Origin of the sequence: Serratia bockelmannii (assembly GCF_051803255.1) — a bacterium.
Classification (GTDB): Bacteria; Pseudomonadota; Gammaproteobacteria; order Enterobacterales; family Enterobacteriaceae; genus Serratia; species Serratia bockelmannii.
The window spans coordinates 452221-467913 of the sequence record NZ_CP196512.1; the positions used below are offsets into that span (position 1 = coordinate 452221).

17 protein-coding genes are annotated in these 15693 nt (G+C 57.7%); 11 read left to right on the plus strand and 6 right to left on the minus strand.

Annotated features, from left to right (window positions below):
* Window positions 1-220 precede the first annotated feature (220 nt).
* Window positions 221-1159 carry a malate dehydrogenase gene (gene mdh, locus ACSJLU_RS02110; RefSeq protein WP_004933569.1) on the plus strand — a complete coding sequence of 313 codons (939 nt, stop codon included), beginning with the start codon at window positions 221-223 and terminating at the stop codon, window positions 1157-1159.
* 66 nt (window positions 1160-1225) lie between these two features.
* On the opposite strand, the gene ACSJLU_RS02115 is transcribed toward mdh, so the two are convergent.
* Window positions 1226-1486: a helix-turn-helix domain-containing protein gene (locus tag ACSJLU_RS02115; RefSeq protein WP_004933567.1), complete on the minus strand. Its 261-nt coding sequence runs from the start codon at window positions 1484-1486 to the stop codon at window positions 1226-1228.
* Between the two features lie 180 nt (window positions 1487-1666).
* On the opposite strand from ACSJLU_RS02115, the gene ACSJLU_RS02120 reads away from it, so the two are divergent.
* Window positions 1667-2023 carry a DNA-binding protein gene (locus ACSJLU_RS02120; RefSeq protein WP_025305044.1) on the plus strand — a complete coding sequence of 119 codons (357 nt, stop codon included), beginning with the start codon at window positions 1667-1669 and terminating at the stop codon, window positions 2021-2023.
* A 50-nt stretch (window positions 2024-2073) separates the two neighbouring features.
* Here ACSJLU_RS02120 and ispB read toward each other — a convergent pair whose 3' ends face one another.
* Window positions 2074-3045, minus strand: coding sequence for an octaprenyl diphosphate synthase (gene ispB / locus ACSJLU_RS02125; protein ID WP_025305045.1), 972 nt, complete (start codon window positions 3043-3045; stop codon window positions 2074-2076).
* Between the two features lie 270 nt (window positions 3046-3315).
* Here ispB and rplU point away from each other — a divergent pair, with 270 nt between their 5' ends.
* From rplU to cgtA, 4 genes are all read left to right on the plus strand, one after another.
* Window positions 3316-3627: a 50S ribosomal protein L21 gene (gene rplU, locus ACSJLU_RS02130; protein WP_004933561.1), complete on the plus strand. Its 312-nt coding sequence runs from the start codon at window positions 3316-3318 to the stop codon at window positions 3625-3627.
* 17 nt (window positions 3628-3644) lie between these two features.
* Complete coding sequence (rpmA, locus tag ACSJLU_RS02135) at window positions 3645-3902, plus strand: 50S ribosomal protein L27 (protein ID WP_004933559.1); 258 nt, start codon at window positions 3645-3647, stop codon at window positions 3900-3902.
* A 105-nt stretch (window positions 3903-4007) separates the two neighbouring features.
* Window positions 4008-4979: a DMT family transporter gene (locus ACSJLU_RS02140; protein ID WP_380827486.1), complete on the plus strand. Its 972-nt coding sequence runs from the start codon at window positions 4008-4010 to the stop codon at window positions 4977-4979.
* 16 nt (window positions 4980-4995) lie between these two features.
* A complete protein-coding gene (gene cgtA, locus ACSJLU_RS02145; protein WP_025305047.1) occupies window positions 4996-6168 on the plus strand; it encodes an Obg family GTPase CgtA in 1173 nt (390 codons plus the stop codon).
* A gap of 36 nt (window positions 6169-6204) precedes the next feature.
* Here cgtA and pmrB read toward each other — a convergent pair whose 3' ends face one another.
* From pmrB to dacB, 3 genes are read right to left on the minus strand one after another with little or no spacing between them, the layout of a single operon-like run.
* Window positions 6205-7266: a two-component system sensor histidine kinase PmrB gene (pmrB, locus tag ACSJLU_RS02150; RefSeq protein ID WP_141997090.1), complete on the minus strand. Its 1062-nt coding sequence runs from the start codon at window positions 7264-7266 to the stop codon at window positions 6205-6207.
* A complete protein-coding gene (gene pmrA, locus ACSJLU_RS02155; protein ID WP_019453348.1) occupies window positions 7263-7925 on the minus strand; it encodes a two-component system response regulator PmrA in 663 nt (220 codons plus the stop codon). Before pmrA ends, pmrB begins: the two co-directional genes overlap by 4 nt.
* A gap of 8 nt (window positions 7926-7933) precedes the next feature.
* Window positions 7934-9367, minus strand: a complete 1434-nt coding sequence (gene dacB / locus ACSJLU_RS02160; protein WP_025305050.1) for a serine-type D-Ala-D-Ala carboxypeptidase — start codon at window positions 9365-9367, stop codon at window positions 7934-7936.
* Between the two features lie 256 nt (window positions 9368-9623).
* Here dacB and greA point away from each other — a divergent pair, with 256 nt between their 5' ends.
* Window positions 9624-10100, plus strand: a complete 477-nt coding sequence (gene greA, locus ACSJLU_RS02165) for a transcription elongation factor GreA (RefSeq protein ID WP_025305051.1) — start codon at window positions 9624-9626, stop codon at window positions 10098-10100.
* Window positions 10101-10212: 112 nt separating this feature from the next.
* On the opposite strand, the gene yhbY is transcribed toward greA, so the two are convergent.
* Window positions 10213-10506, minus strand: a complete 294-nt coding sequence (yhbY, locus tag ACSJLU_RS02170) for a ribosome assembly RNA-binding protein YhbY (protein ID WP_004933536.1) — start codon at window positions 10504-10506, stop codon at window positions 10213-10215.
* A 143-nt stretch (window positions 10507-10649) separates the two neighbouring features.
* Between yhbY and rlmE the strand changes: the two genes are divergently transcribed.
* The 4 genes from rlmE to glmM all read left to right on the plus strand — a co-directional run bounded on the left by rlmE (window position 10650) and on the right by glmM (window position 15537).
* Window positions 10650-11279, plus strand: coding sequence for a 23S rRNA (uridine(2552)-2'-O)-methyltransferase RlmE (gene rlmE, locus ACSJLU_RS02175; RefSeq protein ID WP_004933533.1), 630 nt, complete (start codon window positions 10650-10652; stop codon window positions 11277-11279).
* 56 nt (window positions 11280-11335) lie between these two features.
* A complete protein-coding gene (gene ftsH / locus ACSJLU_RS02180; protein WP_004933529.1) occupies window positions 11336-13267 on the plus strand; it encodes an ATP-dependent zinc metalloprotease FtsH in 1932 nt (643 codons plus the stop codon).
* Window positions 13268-13358: 91 nt separating this feature from the next.
* Window positions 13359-14195 (plus strand): dihydropteroate synthase, encoded by an 837-nt coding sequence (gene folP, locus ACSJLU_RS02185; RefSeq protein WP_380827491.1) that lies wholly within the window; start codon window positions 13359-13361, stop codon window positions 14193-14195.
* Window positions 14196-14199: 4 nt separating this feature from the next.
* The gene (gene glmM / locus ACSJLU_RS02190; RefSeq protein WP_025305053.1) at window positions 14200-15537 is read left to right on the plus strand and encodes a phosphoglucosamine mutase; all 1338 of its coding nucleotides are present in this window, start codon (window positions 14200-14202) and stop codon (window positions 15535-15537) included.
* Window positions 15538-15693 lie beyond the last annotated feature (156 nt).

Below are 15693 nucleotides of genomic sequence, written 5' to 3' on the forward strand. Positions count from 1 at the left end.
TTAACTTGCTCGTGAATAACCTCGCACTATTTTTGATTAGTGTGCGCTATGCCCTTCATGCGCAAGCGATTTAATCTAAAATGGGCGCGACAGCGGCCGTTTTATTACACCTGCAGGCAAGAATTGACTAATTTATTGTTTTGAAAGGTGTAATGACTCAAGGTTCGTAACCAACACATTCACGGCGCTTTATATATTTAAGATAATAAAGGAGTATAGGATGAAAGTTGCAGTTCTCGGTGCTGCTGGCGGTATCGGCCAGGCCCTCGCCCTTCTACTCAAAACCCAGCTTCCTTCAGGTTCTGAACTCTCTCTCTACGACATTGCCCCCGTTACCCCAGGCGTTGCCGTCGACTTAAGCCACATCCCAACCGCAGTTAAAATCAAAGGCTTCAGCGGCGAAGACGCGACCCCGGCTCTGCACGGTGCGGACGTGGTGCTGATTTCCGCCGGTGTGGCCCGTAAGCCAGGCATGGATCGCTCTGATCTGTTCAACGTTAACGCCGGTATCGTGCGTAACCTGATTGAGCAAGTGGCGAAAACCTGCCCGAAAGCCTGCATCGGCATCATCACCAACCCGGTTAACACCACGGTCGCTATCGCGGCGGAAGTGCTGAAAAAAGCCGGCGTTTACGACAAGAACAAACTGTTCGGCGTGACTTCGCTGGATATCATCCGTTCCAACACCTTCGTGGCCGAGCTGAAAGGCAAGCAGCCGGAAGAGCTGAACGTGCCGGTTATCGGCGGCCACTCTGGCGTGACCATTCTGCCTCTGCTGTCGCAGATCCCTGGCGTGAGCTTCACCGATCAGGAAGTGGCGGATCTGACCAAACGCATTCAGAACGCCGGTACCGAAGTGGTAGAAGCCAAAGCCGGCGGCGGGTCTGCAACGCTGTCCATGGGCCAGGCGGCGGCACGTTTCGGTCTGTCTCTGGTGCGTGCGCTGCAGGGCGAGAAAGGCGTTGTGGAATGCGCTTACGTTGAAGGCGACGGCAAATACGCTCGCTTCTTCGCGCAGCCGCTGGTGCTGGGCAAGAACGGCGTTGAAGAGCGTAAAGATATCGGCACCCTGAGCGCCTTCGAGCAGAAAGCGCTGAACGAGATGCTGGACGTGCTGCACAAAGATATCGAACTGGGCGAGAAGTTCATCAATAACTGATCGATACCGAGAGTCAGCCGATAAACGCCGCCGGACGCTGTTCCGGCGGTTTTTTTTGTTCCGCGTTCACGACTTGATGCGTGCTTTGCGATCCAGCAGGCAATCGCTGTGCGGATCGTAATAACGGCTTGGCCAGATCTCCGATGGGTGAATGCCTATCGCTTCGGCGATCAGCCATTCCCCCTTCGGCCACGGGCGCGACAGCGCATTGGCCAGCGTCGATGAGCTCAATCCGGCCTTGCGCGACACCGCCGCCAGCGTGGTGCCCTGCTTGCGTAGCGCCGCGATGATATCTGCCGGGTGCCAATCTGGGTTCCTTGAATTCATGTTTACATTCCTTTTCTGATTAGCCAAAGTTGCGTTAGTGGTATAACTAACGAGTCAAAGTTAAGCGTTTGAACAACGTGAAACGTTTATTCGGAAACCAGAATACCATTAAATTTCCTAAAAAATACCCAGGTAATTTCCAAAAATGACGTTGCCCACTATTGCCCAGAGATGATGGCCATGAAAAACGAGTGGTTTGCCGCCAAGGAACTGACAGGCATCGCAGGATTACCCTCCTCACCACAGGGAATCAATTTGATGGCCCGGCGCGAAGGCTGGATCAGCCGCAGGCGTAAAGGCGTGCAGGGAAAAGCGTTGGAATACCATATCGATAGCCTGCCTTCAGGTGTGCGTAACCTGCTGGTGCTGAAGGAAGACGGGGCGGCCTATGACGTAGAACGCCAGGATCCGTTGGCGGTCTGGATCGAGTATTACTACCATTTGACGGAGAGCGAGCGCGAGAAAATGGTGGCTTTCCTGATGCGGGAAGGGATTGGCGGTCTGCTGGCGCGTATCGACGAAGAGAGCAATACCTAAGCAGGCCCGCGTACGCGGGCCTGATGAGTGTATTGCGAAATCGCGATTTCTTAAAAATCGCGTTGCACCGCTAAATGGGCCAGGCCTTCCAGCGCCGTGCGGTGCTCCGATGCCGGCAACACCTGCAGCGCGGCGATCGCCTTGTCGGCCTCTTCCTCGGCGCGTTGGCGGGTGTATTCCAGCGAACCGCATTGCTGCATCGCCTGCAGTACCGGCTCCAACAAATGACGGCCGTTGCCTTGCTCAATTGCGCCACGGATCATGTCACGCTGGGCGTCGTCGCCGTTGTGCATCGCGTGCAGCAGCGGCAGGGTCGGCTTCCCTTCGTTCAGATCGTCGCCGGTGTTTTTGCCCAGGGTGCTGCCGTCGGCGCTGTAGTCGAGCAGATCGTCGATCAGCTGGAAAGCGGTGCCGAGGTAGCGGCCATAATCTTGCAGCGCCTTCTCTTGTTCGGCGCTGGCGCCGGACAGGATCGCCGACGATTGCGCCGCCGCCTCAAACAGACGGGCGGTTTTGCTGTAGATCACCCGCATATAGCTTTCTTCGCTGATGTCGGGATCGTGCACATTCATCAACTGCAGCACTTCGCCTTCGGCGATGACGTTGACCGCCTCCGACATCAGCGCCAGCACGCGCAGGGATTCCAGGCTGGTCATCATCTGGAAGGCGCGGGTATAGATAAAGTCGCCGACCAGCACGCTGGCGGCGTTGCCGAACGCCGCGTTGGCGGTGGCTTTGCCGCGGCGCATGTCCGATTCGTCGACGACGTCGTCATGCAGCAGCGTGGCGGTATGAATGAATTCGATCAGGGCGGCGACGGTGACGTGCTTGTTGCCTTCATAGCCCAACGCCCGCGCCGCCAGGACGGCGATCATCGGCCGGATGCGCTTACCGCCACCGCTGATAATGTAATAGCCAAGCTGATTGATGAGCGTGACATCGGAATTCAGCTGTTCGAGAATTGTTGCGTTCACGGCCGCCATATCTTGCGCGGTTAACTCGGTAATTTGCTCTAGGTTCATTGTGTTTTTTTCAGCTGTGTTTCTCTTCACCGCGTTGAGATCGCTGCTCACATCGGTACATGGCGGTAACTGTCCCTATGATTGTACTTGAAAAACGGTTCAGATAAACGCCACGAAAGAAACTGCGCTTTTTTTCTTCTTTTTTCTTGTTCTGGTCTTATTCTGCTCTTGTCATACGCTGCTTTTTTGCGTAGAATTCGCGCCCTATTGTGAATATTTATAGCGCGCTCTGAACTAACACAGTCGGGCACGCGGAAAGCGGAGTTTTATATGTACGCGGTTTTCCAAAGTGGTGGTAAACAACACCGAGTAAGCGAAGGTCAGACCGTTCGCTTGGAAAAGCTGGACATCGCAACTGGTGAAGCGGTTGAGTTTGACCAGATTCTGATGATCGCTAATGGCGAAGATATCAAAATCGGCGTTCCTTTCGTCGATGGCGGCAAGATCAAAGCTGAAGTTGTTGCTCACGGTCGTGGCGAGAAAATTAAAATTGTTAAGTTTCGTCGTCGTAAACACCACCGTAAGCAGCAGGGCCACCGTCAGTGGTTCACTGACGTTAAAATCACCGGCATCAGCGCTTAAGTTAGGAGAGCGGATTAATGGCACACAAAAAGGCTGGCGGCTCGACTCGTAACGGTCGCGATTCAGAAGCTAAACGTCTGGGCGTAAAACGCTTTGGCGGCGAAGCAGTACTGGCAGGCAGCATCATCGTTCGTCAGCGCGGCACCAAATTCCACGCTGGTACCAACGTGGGTTGCGGCAAAGACCACACTCTGTTTGCTTTGAAAGACGGTAAAGTCAAATTCGAAGTTAAAGGCCCGAGCAATCGTAAATTCATCAGCATCGAAGCTGAATAATTTTTCGAGCCTTACGAAATAGATGTAAGCCCCGCAATTCGTTGCGGGGCTTTTTACATTTATGGGTTGCCTGAGGGCAGGCCCGTCAGCGTTGGCGAAGGTGATATGGATACGAAGCAGCAGGTCGGCGTTGGCATTTCTCTGGCGTTAACCACGGCGGTTTGCTGGGGCGCGTTGCCGATCGCGATGAAAGAAGTGTTGGTCGTGATGGAGCCGTTTACCGTTGTCTGGTATCGCTTTACCATGGCCGCCATCGGTTTGGGCGTGATCCTCGCGGTACGCGGCAAGCTGCCGCGGCTGACGATGTTCCGCCAGCCGCGTTGGCTGCTGCTGTTGGCGATCGCGACGGCGGGGCTGCTAGGCAACTTTGTGTTCTTCAGCTCCTCGCTGCAATACCTGAGCCCGACGGCGTCGCAGGTGATTGGCCAGCTGTCGCCGGTGGGCATGATGTTCGCCAGCGTGCTGATTTTAAAAGAACGTATGCGCATCACCCAGGTTATTGGCGCCCTGATGCTGATTTGCGGACTGATGCTGTTTTTCAACGTCAGTTTGATAGAGATCTTCACCCGGCTGACGGACTATACGCTGGGCGTCATGCTGGGCGTATGCGCGGCGATGGTTTGGGTGAGCTACGGCGTGGCGCAAAAGGTGTTGCTGCGCCGACTGGCTTCGCCGCAGATCCTGGTTATGTTGTACACTTTATGTGCGATAGCGTTGTTCCCTCTGGCCAAACCCGAGGTGATTTTCCAGCTGAGCGGCTGGCAATTGGCGTGTCTGCTATTTTGCGGCGCCAACACGCTGATCGGCTACGGCGCACTGGCAGAGGCGATGGCACGCTGGCAGGCGGCGCAGGTGAGCGCGTTGGTGACGCTGACCCCGCTGTTTACCCTGCTGTTTTCAGATTTATTGGCGCTGGTCTGGCCCCAGGCATTCGCTGCGCCGACGCTGAACGTCGTCGGCTATGTGGGTGCGTTTGTGGTTGTGGCGGGCGCCATGTTTTCCGCAATTGGTCACCGGTGGTGGCCGCGACGGGCAGAACCCCCCCTGGTTGCTCCTTTGAAGCAGCCCGGTGAATGATTTACGGAGACGGTAAATGAAGTTTGTAGATGAAGCAGCGATTCTGGTCGTTGCAGGCGACGGCGGCAACGGGTGCGTCAGCTTCCGCCGCGAAAAATATATCCCGAACGGTGGGCCTGACGGCGGTGACGGCGGTGACGGCGGCGACGTTTACCTGCTGGCGGATGAGAACCTCAACACCCTGATCGACTACCGCTTTGAGAAGTCTTTCCGCGCCGAGCGCGGCCAGAATGGCCAGAGCCGCGACTGTACCGGCAAACGCGGTAAAGACGTCATCATCAAGGTGCCGGTCGGCACGCGCGTGAAGGATCAGGGCACCGGCGAGATCCTCGGCGACATGACGCGTCACGAGCAGAAGCTGATGGTCGCCAAAGGCGGCTGGCACGGTCTGGGCAACACCCGTTTCAAATCTTCGGTCAACCGCGCGCCGCGTCAGAAGACGCTGGGTACCGCGGGCGAAGCGCGTGACCTGTTGCTGGAGCTGTTGCTGCTGGCCGATGTGGGCATGCTGGGGCTGCCGAACGCCGGTAAATCGACCTTCATCCGCGCGGTGTCTGCTGCCAAACCTAAGGTGGCCGATTATCCGTTCACCACGCTGGTACCGAGCCTGGGCGTGGTGCGTATGGACCACGAGCAGAGCTTTGTGGTTGCCGACATTCCGGGGTTGATCGAGGGGGCCTCCGAAGGGGCGGGCCTGGGGATTCGCTTCCTGAAACACCTGGAGCGTTGCCGCGTGCTGTTGCACCTGGTGGACATCGCGCCGATCGACGAAACCGATCCGGTGGAAAACGCCAAAGTGATCATCAACGAGTTGAACCAATACAGCGAAAATCTGGCGCAGAAGCCACGCTGGCTGGTGTTCAACAAAATTGATGTGATTGGTGAGGAAGAAGCTGCCGAACGCGCCAAAGCGATTGTGGAAGGCATGGGTTGGGAAGGGAAGTACTACATGATCTCCGCCGCCAACCGCGAAGGCGTCAACGCGCTGTGCTGGGACGTGATGAACTTCATCAACACTCAGCCGAAAGCGATGGCGATCGAAGAAAGCGCGCCGGAAAAAGTCGAATTCATGTGGGATGACTACCACCGCGAGCAAATCGCGGAGGTGGAAGCCGAAGCGGAAGATGACTGGGATGACGACTGGGACGAAGACGACGACGAAGGCGTCGAAATCATTTACCAGAAGTAATTCGGTGATAAAGGGCTCAGCAACGCTGGGCCCTTGTTATTTGAGCGCCTTTTCCGGCAACCAGCACTGGGCGTTCAGGCCGCGCGCATCGCGGCGGTTTTCCAGCGTCAATCGCCCCTGGTGCAGTTGCGCGATGCGGATCACGATATTCAGGCCCAGTCCGCTGCCGCCGTAGCGTTGATCCATGCGGCGAAACGCCTGCGTCAGCTCCCCAACCATCTCTTCCTTGATACCCGGGCCATCGTCGATGACCTGCAGCAGATAGCCGCTGTCTTGCGGCGTTAATCGCACCTGTATCGCGCCGCCTTCCGGGCCGTAACGGTGGGCATTTTCGACCAGGTTGCGCAGCAGCAACCGCAGCAGCACCGGATCGCCGTTCACCGCGGCGACGGCCGGCAATTGCCAATCCAGCGTCTGTCCGCGTTGGGCGGTCATTTCGTCGAGTTCTTCGCGCAGCGGTTGGATCACATCGGCCACCCAATCGAAATGCTGATAATGGCCGCTGGCGAAGTCTTGCCCGGCGCGCGACAGCATCAGCAACTGCTCGACGGTGTGCATCAGTTGATCGATGCGGGCGATCAGCGCCTGGCTGCCCTGGACGCCCTGCTTTTCCATCAGTTCCAGGTGCAGGCGGATGCCGGCCAGCGGCGTGCGCAGCTCGTGGGCGGCGTCGGCAGTGAACAGGCGTTCCTGTTGAATGGTGTTATCCAGCCGTGAGAACAGCTGATTGAGTGCATTGGTGACCGCTACCATTTCCTGGCTGTCGCTGGTGATTGGCAGCGGCGTCAGGTTATCGGCAGAGCGCTTTTCCAGCCGCTGCTGCAATTGGTTTAGCGGGCGGATGATCCAGCTGATGGCCCAAAACGACGCCAGCAGCGTGACGACCATCATGATCAGCGAAGGCGCCAGCAGCGACGCGATGGCCTCGGCGATCTCGGTATCGACGCGCTCGGTACGCACTTTGGCGGACAGGGTTTCATCCACCAGGAAACTGATCTGCTCCTGGCTTTCGTGCCACAGCCAGAAGGCGCTGATGAGTTGTGTGACCAGCAGGATCAGCGCCAGCATCAGCAGCAGGCGGCGGCGCATGCTGATCATGACGAGGGTTCCAGGCGATAGCCGATGCCGCGCACGGTGCGGATGCGATCCTTGCCCAGTTTGCGGCGCAGGTTGTGGATGTGCACCTCCAGCGTGTTGGAACCCAGGTCGTCCTGCCAGGTGTAGAGATCCTGCTGCAGGAGTTCACGATTGACCGTCTGCCCGGCACGCATGATAAGACGCGCCAGAATGGCAAACTCTTTCGGCGTAACCTCCACCGGCTGTTGCTGCAGGTAGACCTGCTGGCTGGAGAGGTTCAACTGCAGGTCATCCACCTGCATCAGATTGTCGCTGTGGCCCTGGTAGCGCCGCAGAAGGGCGCGCACGCGCGCCTGCAGCTCAACCAGCGCGAAGGGTTTGACCAGGTAGTCGTCGGCGCCGGCATCCAGCCCGTCGACGCGATCTTCCAGGGCATCACGGGCGGTCAGGATCAGCACCGGCAGATCGATCTGCTGGCGGCGCCACTGCCGCAGCAGTGCGGCGCCGTCCATGTCCGGCAGACCGAGATCCAGGATCACCATGCTGTATTGGCTGGTGATGAGTAGGCTGTTGGCCTCCGCCGCCGTGGCGGCGCAGTCGCAGACGTAACCTTCGCCGGTCAGCGCCAGTGCCAGCCCCTGTTGCAACAGTTCATCATCCTCAACGACCAGCAGCTTCATGACGATCCTCAGTTGTTTTGGTAAATGTCCCGATACAGGCGGCTTTCGAAGCGCACCAGCGGCGCGCGGCGCTGTTTCTGATCTTCTGGCGGCACGGCGTAGCCGGAGAGATACTGCACGAAGGCCATGCGCTGGCCGCTGGCGGTCGTGATGAAGCCCGCCAGGTTGTAGACGCCCTGCAGTGCACCGGTCTTGGCCGACACCTTGCCGTCGACGCCGGCTTCGTGCAGGCCGCCGCGGTAGCGCAGGGTGCCATCATAGCCGGACAGCGGCAGCATCGAGATGAAGTTCAGCTCGTTGTCGTGCTGAGCGATGTACTGCAGCGCCTGCATCATAGTCGCCGGCGCCAGCAGGTTGTGGCGCGACAGGCCGGAACCGTCGGCGATAATGGTATTGCCCAGATCGATGCCGGCCTTCTGGCGCAGCACCTGCCGCACTGCATCGGAGCCCGCTCGCCAGGTGCCCGGTACGCCGAAGCGCTCGTGGCCGATGGTGCGGAAGACGGTATCGGCGATCATGTTGTCCGATTTCTTCAGCATGATCTTCAACAGATCGTGCAGCGGCGCCGACTGAGTTTGCGCGATCACCGTGCCGGTGATGCCGGGACGCGTCTGGCGTTTCAAGTGCCCGTCGATCTGGATACCGGCCTGGGTCAGTTCGTCTTTCAGGATTGCGCCCGCATAGCTGGCGCCGTCCTGGATGGCGAAGGCCAGCGGCAGCGGTTCGCTGCGTTGCGTCAGGCAGCCGGTCAGGGTAAAGCGGTTCAGTTCGCCCGGCACCACGTCCAGCTCGCAGTACTGCGCGTCTGCTGAGCCGCGCGCCAGGGTGCGCACCTGGCTAAACATATTGACTGGATAATAGGAGGCGACGCGGATAAACGCCATGTCGCCCGGATTCGGCGCGCTGTACAGCGAGACCGAGAAACAATTGCGATCGACGATGGCGGCGGCCGGCGGCGCGCTGAAGCACTGCGTCAGATCGTTCCACGGCCAGCCGGGCGCCTTGTCATGGCTGGCGAAGACCGAGGTATCGACCAGCACGTCGCCGCTGATTTGGCGCACGCCCTGTTTCTTCAGGACGGCCACCATATTGCGCAGGCTCTGGCGCTTGAAGGTCGGATCGCCGCTGAAGCGGGCGATCAGGTTGCCGCGCAGCACGCCATCGCGGATATCGCCCTGGCTCTCCAGCGTGGTGGTGAAACGGTAATCGGGCCCGAGTTGCAGCAAGGCCGCCAGCGCGGTCAGCACTTTTTGGGTACTGGCCGGCAGCGCCATCTGCTGAGAGTGATAATCGATCGTCGGCGCGCCGGCACCGATTTTCTGAACGACCAGGGCAAGGTTGGCCCCATCAGGCAGATATTGTGTGTACTCTTCAACCGGGGCCGCATTCGCATTCAGAACAAATGCGCAAGCCAATGCACTGACAATTCGTGAAAAACGCATAATCTCGGGATAACAGCTGGATAACGTGCCGTCATACTACGGTGCAATCAGGGAAAAAGTAAACGATGACCCTCAAGGAACTCTAGGCTAAAATGCGTATCAAAATGCAAAACCAATCTTGGCTTGGGCCTCGTTCCGAGTCAGGTTTCTTTTGTTTGTCGCCTGGAGGCGGGTGGCGGTATGCCAACCGTGTTTTCATACGAATACGTCAGGATGACGGTTATTTGAACAGGAAAGATTTAGAGGTATTTATACGATGAACCAAATTCCGATGACCTTGTTTGGCGCTGAAAAACTGCGCGAAGAGCTCGAATATCTGAAAAGCGTGCGCCGCCCGAAAATCATTGCGGATATCGCTGACGCCCGTGAGCACGGCGATTTGAAAGAGAATGCCGAGTACCATGCCGCCCGTGAACAGCAGGGTTTCTGCGAAGGCCGCATTCAGGAAATCGAAGCCAAGCTGTCCAATGCTCAGGTGATCGATATCACCAAGATGCCGAACACCGGCCGGGTGATCTTCGGTGCCACCGTATCGGTGATGAATCTGGACAGTGAAGAAGAAGTGACTTACCGCATCGTTGGCGACGATGAGGCCGATTTCAAGAAAAATCTGATTTCGGTAAACTCGCCGATGGCGCGCGGCCTGATCGGCAAAGAGCAAGACGACGTGGTGGTGATCAAAACCCCCGGCGGCGACGTGGAATACGAGATCCTGAAGGTCGAGTATCTCTGATCGAGGCCGTTGGTCATTAATGCGCCAACGTTTTGTAAAGATAGGAAAAAGGCCGCAAGCGGCCTTTTATCTTCGTCAGGCGCATGGCACCTTTTCGTTAACCTGATGGTTATTAACGCGGTAGACTGATCTTGCGCTCTTTCGACGGGCGGTAAAGAATAAGCGTACTGCCGATAACTTGCACATTGCAGGCGCCCGTTTCACGCACGATAGCGTCGGCGATCAGGGTTTTGGTTTCGCGATCTTCAGCGGCGATTTTTACCTTGATCAGCTCATGATGCTCCAGAGCCTGTTCAATTTCAGCCAGCACCCCTTCGGTAAGACCGTTATTGCCCAGCATTACCACCGGTTTTAACGGATGCGCCAGGCCTTTCAGGTGCTGTTTTTGTTTATTATTCAGATTCATTGTCTTTTTTGCTTAAGTTGGGATTGAAAACGGTACATTCTACCGCCATCTCATGTATATCACCAAATCGGTCTTCACCGGTGTGAGTCTACGTGAGCAGCGACCCTGACATAAGACTCTTTTTATGATAGTTGGAAAACGAGATGGCTAATAAAAAGCGTTCGGCTAGCTCCAGTCGCTGGTTACAAGAACACTTTAGCGATAAATATGTGCAGCAGGCGCAGAAAAAGGGACTGCGTTCCCGTGCCTGGTTTAAACTTGATGAAATACAGCAGAGCGACAAACTGTTCAAACCGGGAATGACCGTGGTTGATCTGGGCGCCGCACCGGGCGGCTGGTCGCAGTATGTGGTCACCCAAATCGGCGGTACCGGGCGCATCATCGCCTGTGATATTTTGCCAATGGATCCTATCGTTGGCGTCGATTTCCTTCAGGGCGATTTTCGTGATGAACTGGTGCTGAAGGCGCTGTTGGAACGAGTAGGCGAGAGTAAGGTTCAGGTGGTCATGTCCGATATGGCCCCGAATATGAGTGGCACCCCGGCGGTCGATATTCCAAGGTCGATGTATCTGGTGGAGTTGGCGCTGGATATGTGTCGTGATGTCCTCGCACCAGGCGGAAGTTTCCTGGTGAAGGTGTTCCAGGGAGATGGCTTTGACGAGTACCTACGGGAAATTCGCTCCCTGTTTACGAAGGTTAAGATTCGTAAGCCAGACGCTTCCCGCGCCCGTTCGCGCGAAGTGTACATTGTAGCGACAGGGCGCAAACTGTAGTACCCTAACGCTGTTTGTTAACACAGTTGTAAGATGAGGTTAATCCCTTGAGTGACATGGCGAAAAACCTAATTCTCTGGTTAGTCATCGCGGTAGTGTTGATGTCTGTATTCCAGAGCTTTGGGCCCAGCGAGTCGAATGGCCGTAGGGTGGATTACTCTACCTTCATGTCCGAACTGACCCAGGACCAGGTTCGCGAAGCGCGAATCAACGGACGTGAAATTAACGTTACCAAGAAAGACAGTAACAAATACACGACCTACATCCCTGTCAACGATCCTAAGTTGCTGGATACGTTGTTAACGAAGAATGTGAAAGTTGTCGGCGAGCCGCCTGAAGAGCCGAGCCTGCTGGCTTCTATCTTTATCTCTTGGTTCCCGATGCTGTTGCTGATCGGGGTCTGGATCTTCTTTATGCGGCAAATGCAGGGCGGCGGCGGCAAGGGCGCGATGTCCTTCGGCAAGAGCAAGGCCCGCATGCTGACGGAAGACCAGATCAAGACCACTTTCGCCGATGTCGCCGGTTGTGACGAAGCGAAAGAAGAGGTGAGCGAACTGGTGGAATACCTGCGCGAACCGAGCCGTTTCCAGAAGCTGGGCGGCAAGATCCCGAAAGGCGTGCTGATGGTTGGCCCGCCGGGGACCGGTAAAACGCTGTTGGCGAAAGCGATCGCCGGCGAAGCGAAGGTACCGTTCTTCACCATTTCCGGTTCCGACTTCGTCGAAATGTTCGTCGGCGTGGGTGCATCCCGCGTGCGCGACATGTTCGAACAAGCGAAGAAAGCTGCGCCGTGCATCATCTTCATCGATGAAATCGACGCCGTCGGTCGCCAGCGTGGCGCCGGCCTGGGTGGCGGTCACGATGAGCGTGAGCAGACCCTGAACCAGATGCTGGTTGAGATGGACGGTTTCGAAGGCAACGAGGGCATCATCGTCATCGCGGCGACCAACCGTCCAGACGTGCTTGACCCTGCGCTGCTGCGCCCGGGCCGTTTCGACCGTCAGGTCGTGGTCGGGCTGCCGGATGTGCGTGGCCGTGAGCAGATCCTGAAGGTGCACATGCGCCGCGTGCCGTTGGCTGCCGACATCGACGCCTCCGTCATTGCGCGCGGTACGCCGGGCTTCTCCGGTGCCGACCTGGCCAACCTGGTCAACGAAGCGGCGCTGTTCGCCGCCCGCGGCAACAAGCGCGTGGTGTCTATGGTGGAGTTTGAAAAAGCCAAAGACAAGATCATGATGGGTGCGGAACGTCGCTCCATGGTGATGACCGAAGCGCAGAAAGAGTCGACCGCGTATCACGAAGCGGGCCACGCCATCATTGGCCGCCTGGTTCCTGAACACGATCCGGTACACAAGGTCACCATCATTCCTCGTGGTCGGGCGCTCGGTGTGACCTTCTTCCTGCCGGAAGGGGATGCGATCAGCGCCAGCCGTCAGAAGCTGGAGAGCCAAATCTCCACCCTGTACGGCGGTCGTCTGGCGGAAGAGATCATCTACGGGCCGGAAAAAGTCTCTACCGGTGCGTCGAACGACATTAAAGTGGCGACCTCCATTGCCCGCAACATGGTGACCCAATGGGGCTTCTCCGAGAAGCTGGGGCCGCTGCTGTATGCGGAAGAAGAGGGTGAAGTGTTCCTGGGCCGTTCCGTGGCCAAGGCGAAGCACATGTCGGATGAAACCGCGCGTATCATCGACCAGGAAGTGAAGTCGCTGATCGAACGTAACTACACGCGTGCTCGTTCGCTGTTGATGGAAAATATGGACATCCTGCATTCGATGAAGGATGCGCTGATGAAGTATGAAACTATCGATGCGCCGCAGATCGACGATCTGATGAACCGCAAAGACGTGCGTCCGCCAGCGGGCTGGGACGATGCGAACAAAGGCAACAGCTCCGACAACGGTGGCACTCCGAAAGCCCCGACGCCGGTAGATGAGCCGCGCACCCCAACGCCGGGCAACACCATGTCCGAACAGCTCGACAAGTAACAGCGGCTGTGTAATAACGTCAAACCCCGGTACGCCGGGGTTTTTTTTGCCCGGCGGGCAGTGAACCAGGCAACAGTAAGGTGGACCAACCATGCAGTTAACCGTGCGAGACATGACGCTCAATCTCTCCCATCCGCAGGTGATGGGCATCCTCAACGTGACGCCGGATTCGTTTTCCGACGGCGGCCGCCACAACACCCTGAACCAGGCGCTGGTACATGCGCATGCGCTGATTTCGGCCGGCGCCACGATGATTGATATCGGCGGCGAATCGACAAGGCCGGGGGCAGCTGAGGTGAGTGAAGAGGAAGAATTGGAACGGGTCGTGCCGGTGGTGGAAGCGCTGGCGCAGCGCTTCGAAGTCTTCATCTCGGTCGATACCTCGAAAGCGGGCGTGATCCGCGAATCGGCGCATGCAGGCGCACATCTGATTAACGACATTCGTTCGCTGCAGGAGCCGGGTGCCCTGGCGGCGGCGGCGGAAAGCGGTCTGCCGGTCTGTCTAATGCATATGCAAGGGCAGCCGCGCACCATGCAGCAGGCGCCGCATTACGATGACCTGATTGCCGATGTTCAGGCGTTTTTCGAGCATCATATTCAGCGCTGTAACGAGGTGGGGATAACAAATCAGAAATTGCTGCTCGACCCAGGCTTCGGTTTCGGTAAAAATTTGGCGCACAACTATCAGCTTCTGGCACGGTTGTCGGAGTTTCATCGTTTCGGTTTGCCGCTATTGGTCGGCATGTCGCGTAAATCGATGATTGGGCAACTGCTGAACGTGCCGCCGGATCAACGGGTTATCGGCAGCGTGGCCTGCGCGGTGATCGCGGCGATGCAGGGTGCGCAGATTGTCAGAGTGCATGACGTTAAAGAAACCGTCGAGGCGATGCGTGTCGTCGAGGCAACACTTTCAGCTAAGGGACAGTAGAGACATGAGCGAGCGCAAATATTTTGGCACCGACGGCATCCGTGGCAAGGTCGGGGACAGCCCCATCACGCCGGACTTCGTGCTGAAGCTGGGCTGGGCGGCCGGTAAAGTGCTGGCGCGTCACGGTTCCCGCAAGATCATCATCGGTAAGGATACGCGCATCTCCGGCTATATGCTGGAGTCCGCTCTGGAAGCCGGTCTGGCGGCCGCTGGATTGTCCGCCTCCTTCACCGGGCCGATGCCCACGCCGGCGGTGGCCTACCTGACGCGTACCTTCCGCGCCGAAGCTGGCATTGTCATTTCCGCTTCGCATAACCCGTTCTATGACAACGGTATCAAGTTCTTCTCAATCGACGGCGCCAAACTGCCGGACAACGTCGAAGAGGCAATTGAAGCCGAGATGGAAAAACCGCTGACCTGCGTGGAGTCCGCCGAGCTGGGTAAAGCCAGCCGTATCATCGACGCCGCCGGCCGTTACATCGAATTCTGCAAAGGTACCTTCCCGAGCGAGCTGAGCCTGAAGGGGCTGAAAATCGTGGTCGACTGCGCCAACGGGGCGACTTACCACATTGCGCCGAGCGTGCTGCGCGAACTGGGCGCCACGGTGATCGCCATCGGTGTTGAGCCGGACGGTATGAATATCAACGAAAAATGCGGTGCTACCGACGTGCGTCAGCTGCAGGAGCGCGTGCTGCAGGAAAAAGCGCACGTTGGCCTGGCGTTTGACGGCGACGGCGACCGCGTGATGATGGTGGATCACCTCGGCAACAAGGTGGATGGCGATCAGATCCTGTACATCATCGCCCGCGAAGGCCTGCGTCAGGGGCAGCTGCGCGGCGGCGCGGTCGGTACCCTGATGAGTAATATGGGGCTGGAGCTGGCGCTGAAACAGCTGGGTATTCCGTTCGCTCGCGCCAAAGTGGGCGACCGTTACGTGCTGGAGAAACTGCAGGAACTGGGCTGGCGCATCGGTGCGGAAAACTCCGGCCATGTGATCCTGCTGGACAAAACCACCACCGGCGACGGCATCGTGGCCGGGCTGCAGGTGCTGACTGCCATGGTGCGCAACCACATGAGCCTGCATGACCTGTGCAGCGGCATGAAGCTGCTGCCGCAGATCCTGGTCAATGTCCGCTTCGCCGGCGAGCATAATCCGCTGGAGTCTGAAGCGGTGCGTAAGGTCACCGAGCAGGTGGAAACCGAGTTGGCCGGCCGTGGCCGGGTGCTGCTGCGTAAATCGGGCACCGAGCCGTTGATCCGCGTGATGGTGGAAGGCGAGGACGAGCAGCAGGTGACCGCGCTGGCGCATCGCATCGCCGATGCGGTGAAATCAGCAGGTTAAAACAGACAGTTAGCTATCGGGCTTGGCATCGCTGAGCCCGAATAGATGATTGTTGGCGTTTTTTTCCGCAAACGCGCCGGCGGCAGCAAATTGCCCTTGCGTGGGTTGGCGGCTTTGGTTAGTATTCACACCCGCTTCAGTAGGCAGTTTGTAAAA

What these genes read in the sequence shown, in the direction of transcription:
- mdh (WP_004933569.1), top strand. Translation starts at nt 221, where the DNA reads ATGAAAGTTGCAGTTCTCGGTGCTGCTGGCGGTATCGGCCAGGCCCTC.
- ACSJLU_RS02115 (WP_004933567.1), bottom strand. Translation starts at nt 1,486, where the DNA reads ATGAATTCAAGGAACCCAGATTGGCACCCGGCAGATATCATCGCGGCG.
- ACSJLU_RS02120 (WP_025305044.1), top strand. Translation starts at nt 1,667, where the DNA reads ATGAAAAACGAGTGGTTTGCCGCCAAGGAACTGACAGGCATCGCAGGA.
- ispB (WP_025305045.1), bottom strand. Translation starts at nt 3,045, where the DNA reads ATGAACCTAGAGCAAATTACCGAGTTAACCGCGCAAGATATGGCGGCC.
- rplU (WP_004933561.1), top strand. Translation starts at nt 3,316, where the DNA reads ATGTACGCGGTTTTCCAAAGTGGTGGTAAACAACACCGAGTAAGCGAA.
- rpmA (WP_004933559.1), top strand. Translation starts at nt 3,645, where the DNA reads ATGGCACACAAAAAGGCTGGCGGCTCGACTCGTAACGGTCGCGATTCA.
- ACSJLU_RS02140 (WP_380827486.1), top strand. Translation starts at nt 4,008, where the DNA reads ATGGATACGAAGCAGCAGGTCGGCGTTGGCATTTCTCTGGCGTTAACC.
- cgtA (WP_025305047.1), top strand. Translation starts at nt 4,996, where the DNA reads ATGAAGTTTGTAGATGAAGCAGCGATTCTGGTCGTTGCAGGCGACGGC.
- pmrB (WP_141997090.1), bottom strand. Translation starts at nt 7,266, where the DNA reads ATGATCAGCATGCGCCGCCGCCTGCTGCTGATGCTGGCGCTGATCCTG.
- pmrA (WP_019453348.1), bottom strand. Translation starts at nt 7,925, where the DNA reads ATGAAGCTGCTGGTCGTTGAGGATGATGAACTGTTGCAACAGGGGCTG.
- dacB (WP_025305050.1), bottom strand. Translation starts at nt 9,367, where the DNA reads ATGCGTTTTTCACGAATTGTCAGTGCATTGGCTTGCGCATTTGTTCTG.
- greA (WP_025305051.1), top strand. Translation starts at nt 9,624, where the DNA reads ATGAACCAAATTCCGATGACCTTGTTTGGCGCTGAAAAACTGCGCGAA.
- yhbY (WP_004933536.1), bottom strand. Translation starts at nt 10,506, where the DNA reads ATGAATCTGAATAATAAACAAAAACAGCACCTGAAAGGCCTGGCGCAT.
- rlmE (WP_004933533.1), top strand. Translation starts at nt 10,650, where the DNA reads ATGGCTAATAAAAAGCGTTCGGCTAGCTCCAGTCGCTGGTTACAAGAA.
- ftsH (WP_004933529.1), top strand. Translation starts at nt 11,336, where the DNA reads ATGGCGAAAAACCTAATTCTCTGGTTAGTCATCGCGGTAGTGTTGATG.
- folP (WP_380827491.1), top strand. Translation starts at nt 13,359, where the DNA reads ATGCAGTTAACCGTGCGAGACATGACGCTCAATCTCTCCCATCCGCAG.
- glmM (WP_025305053.1), top strand. Translation starts at nt 14,200, where the DNA reads ATGAGCGAGCGCAAATATTTTGGCACCGACGGCATCCGTGGCAAGGTC.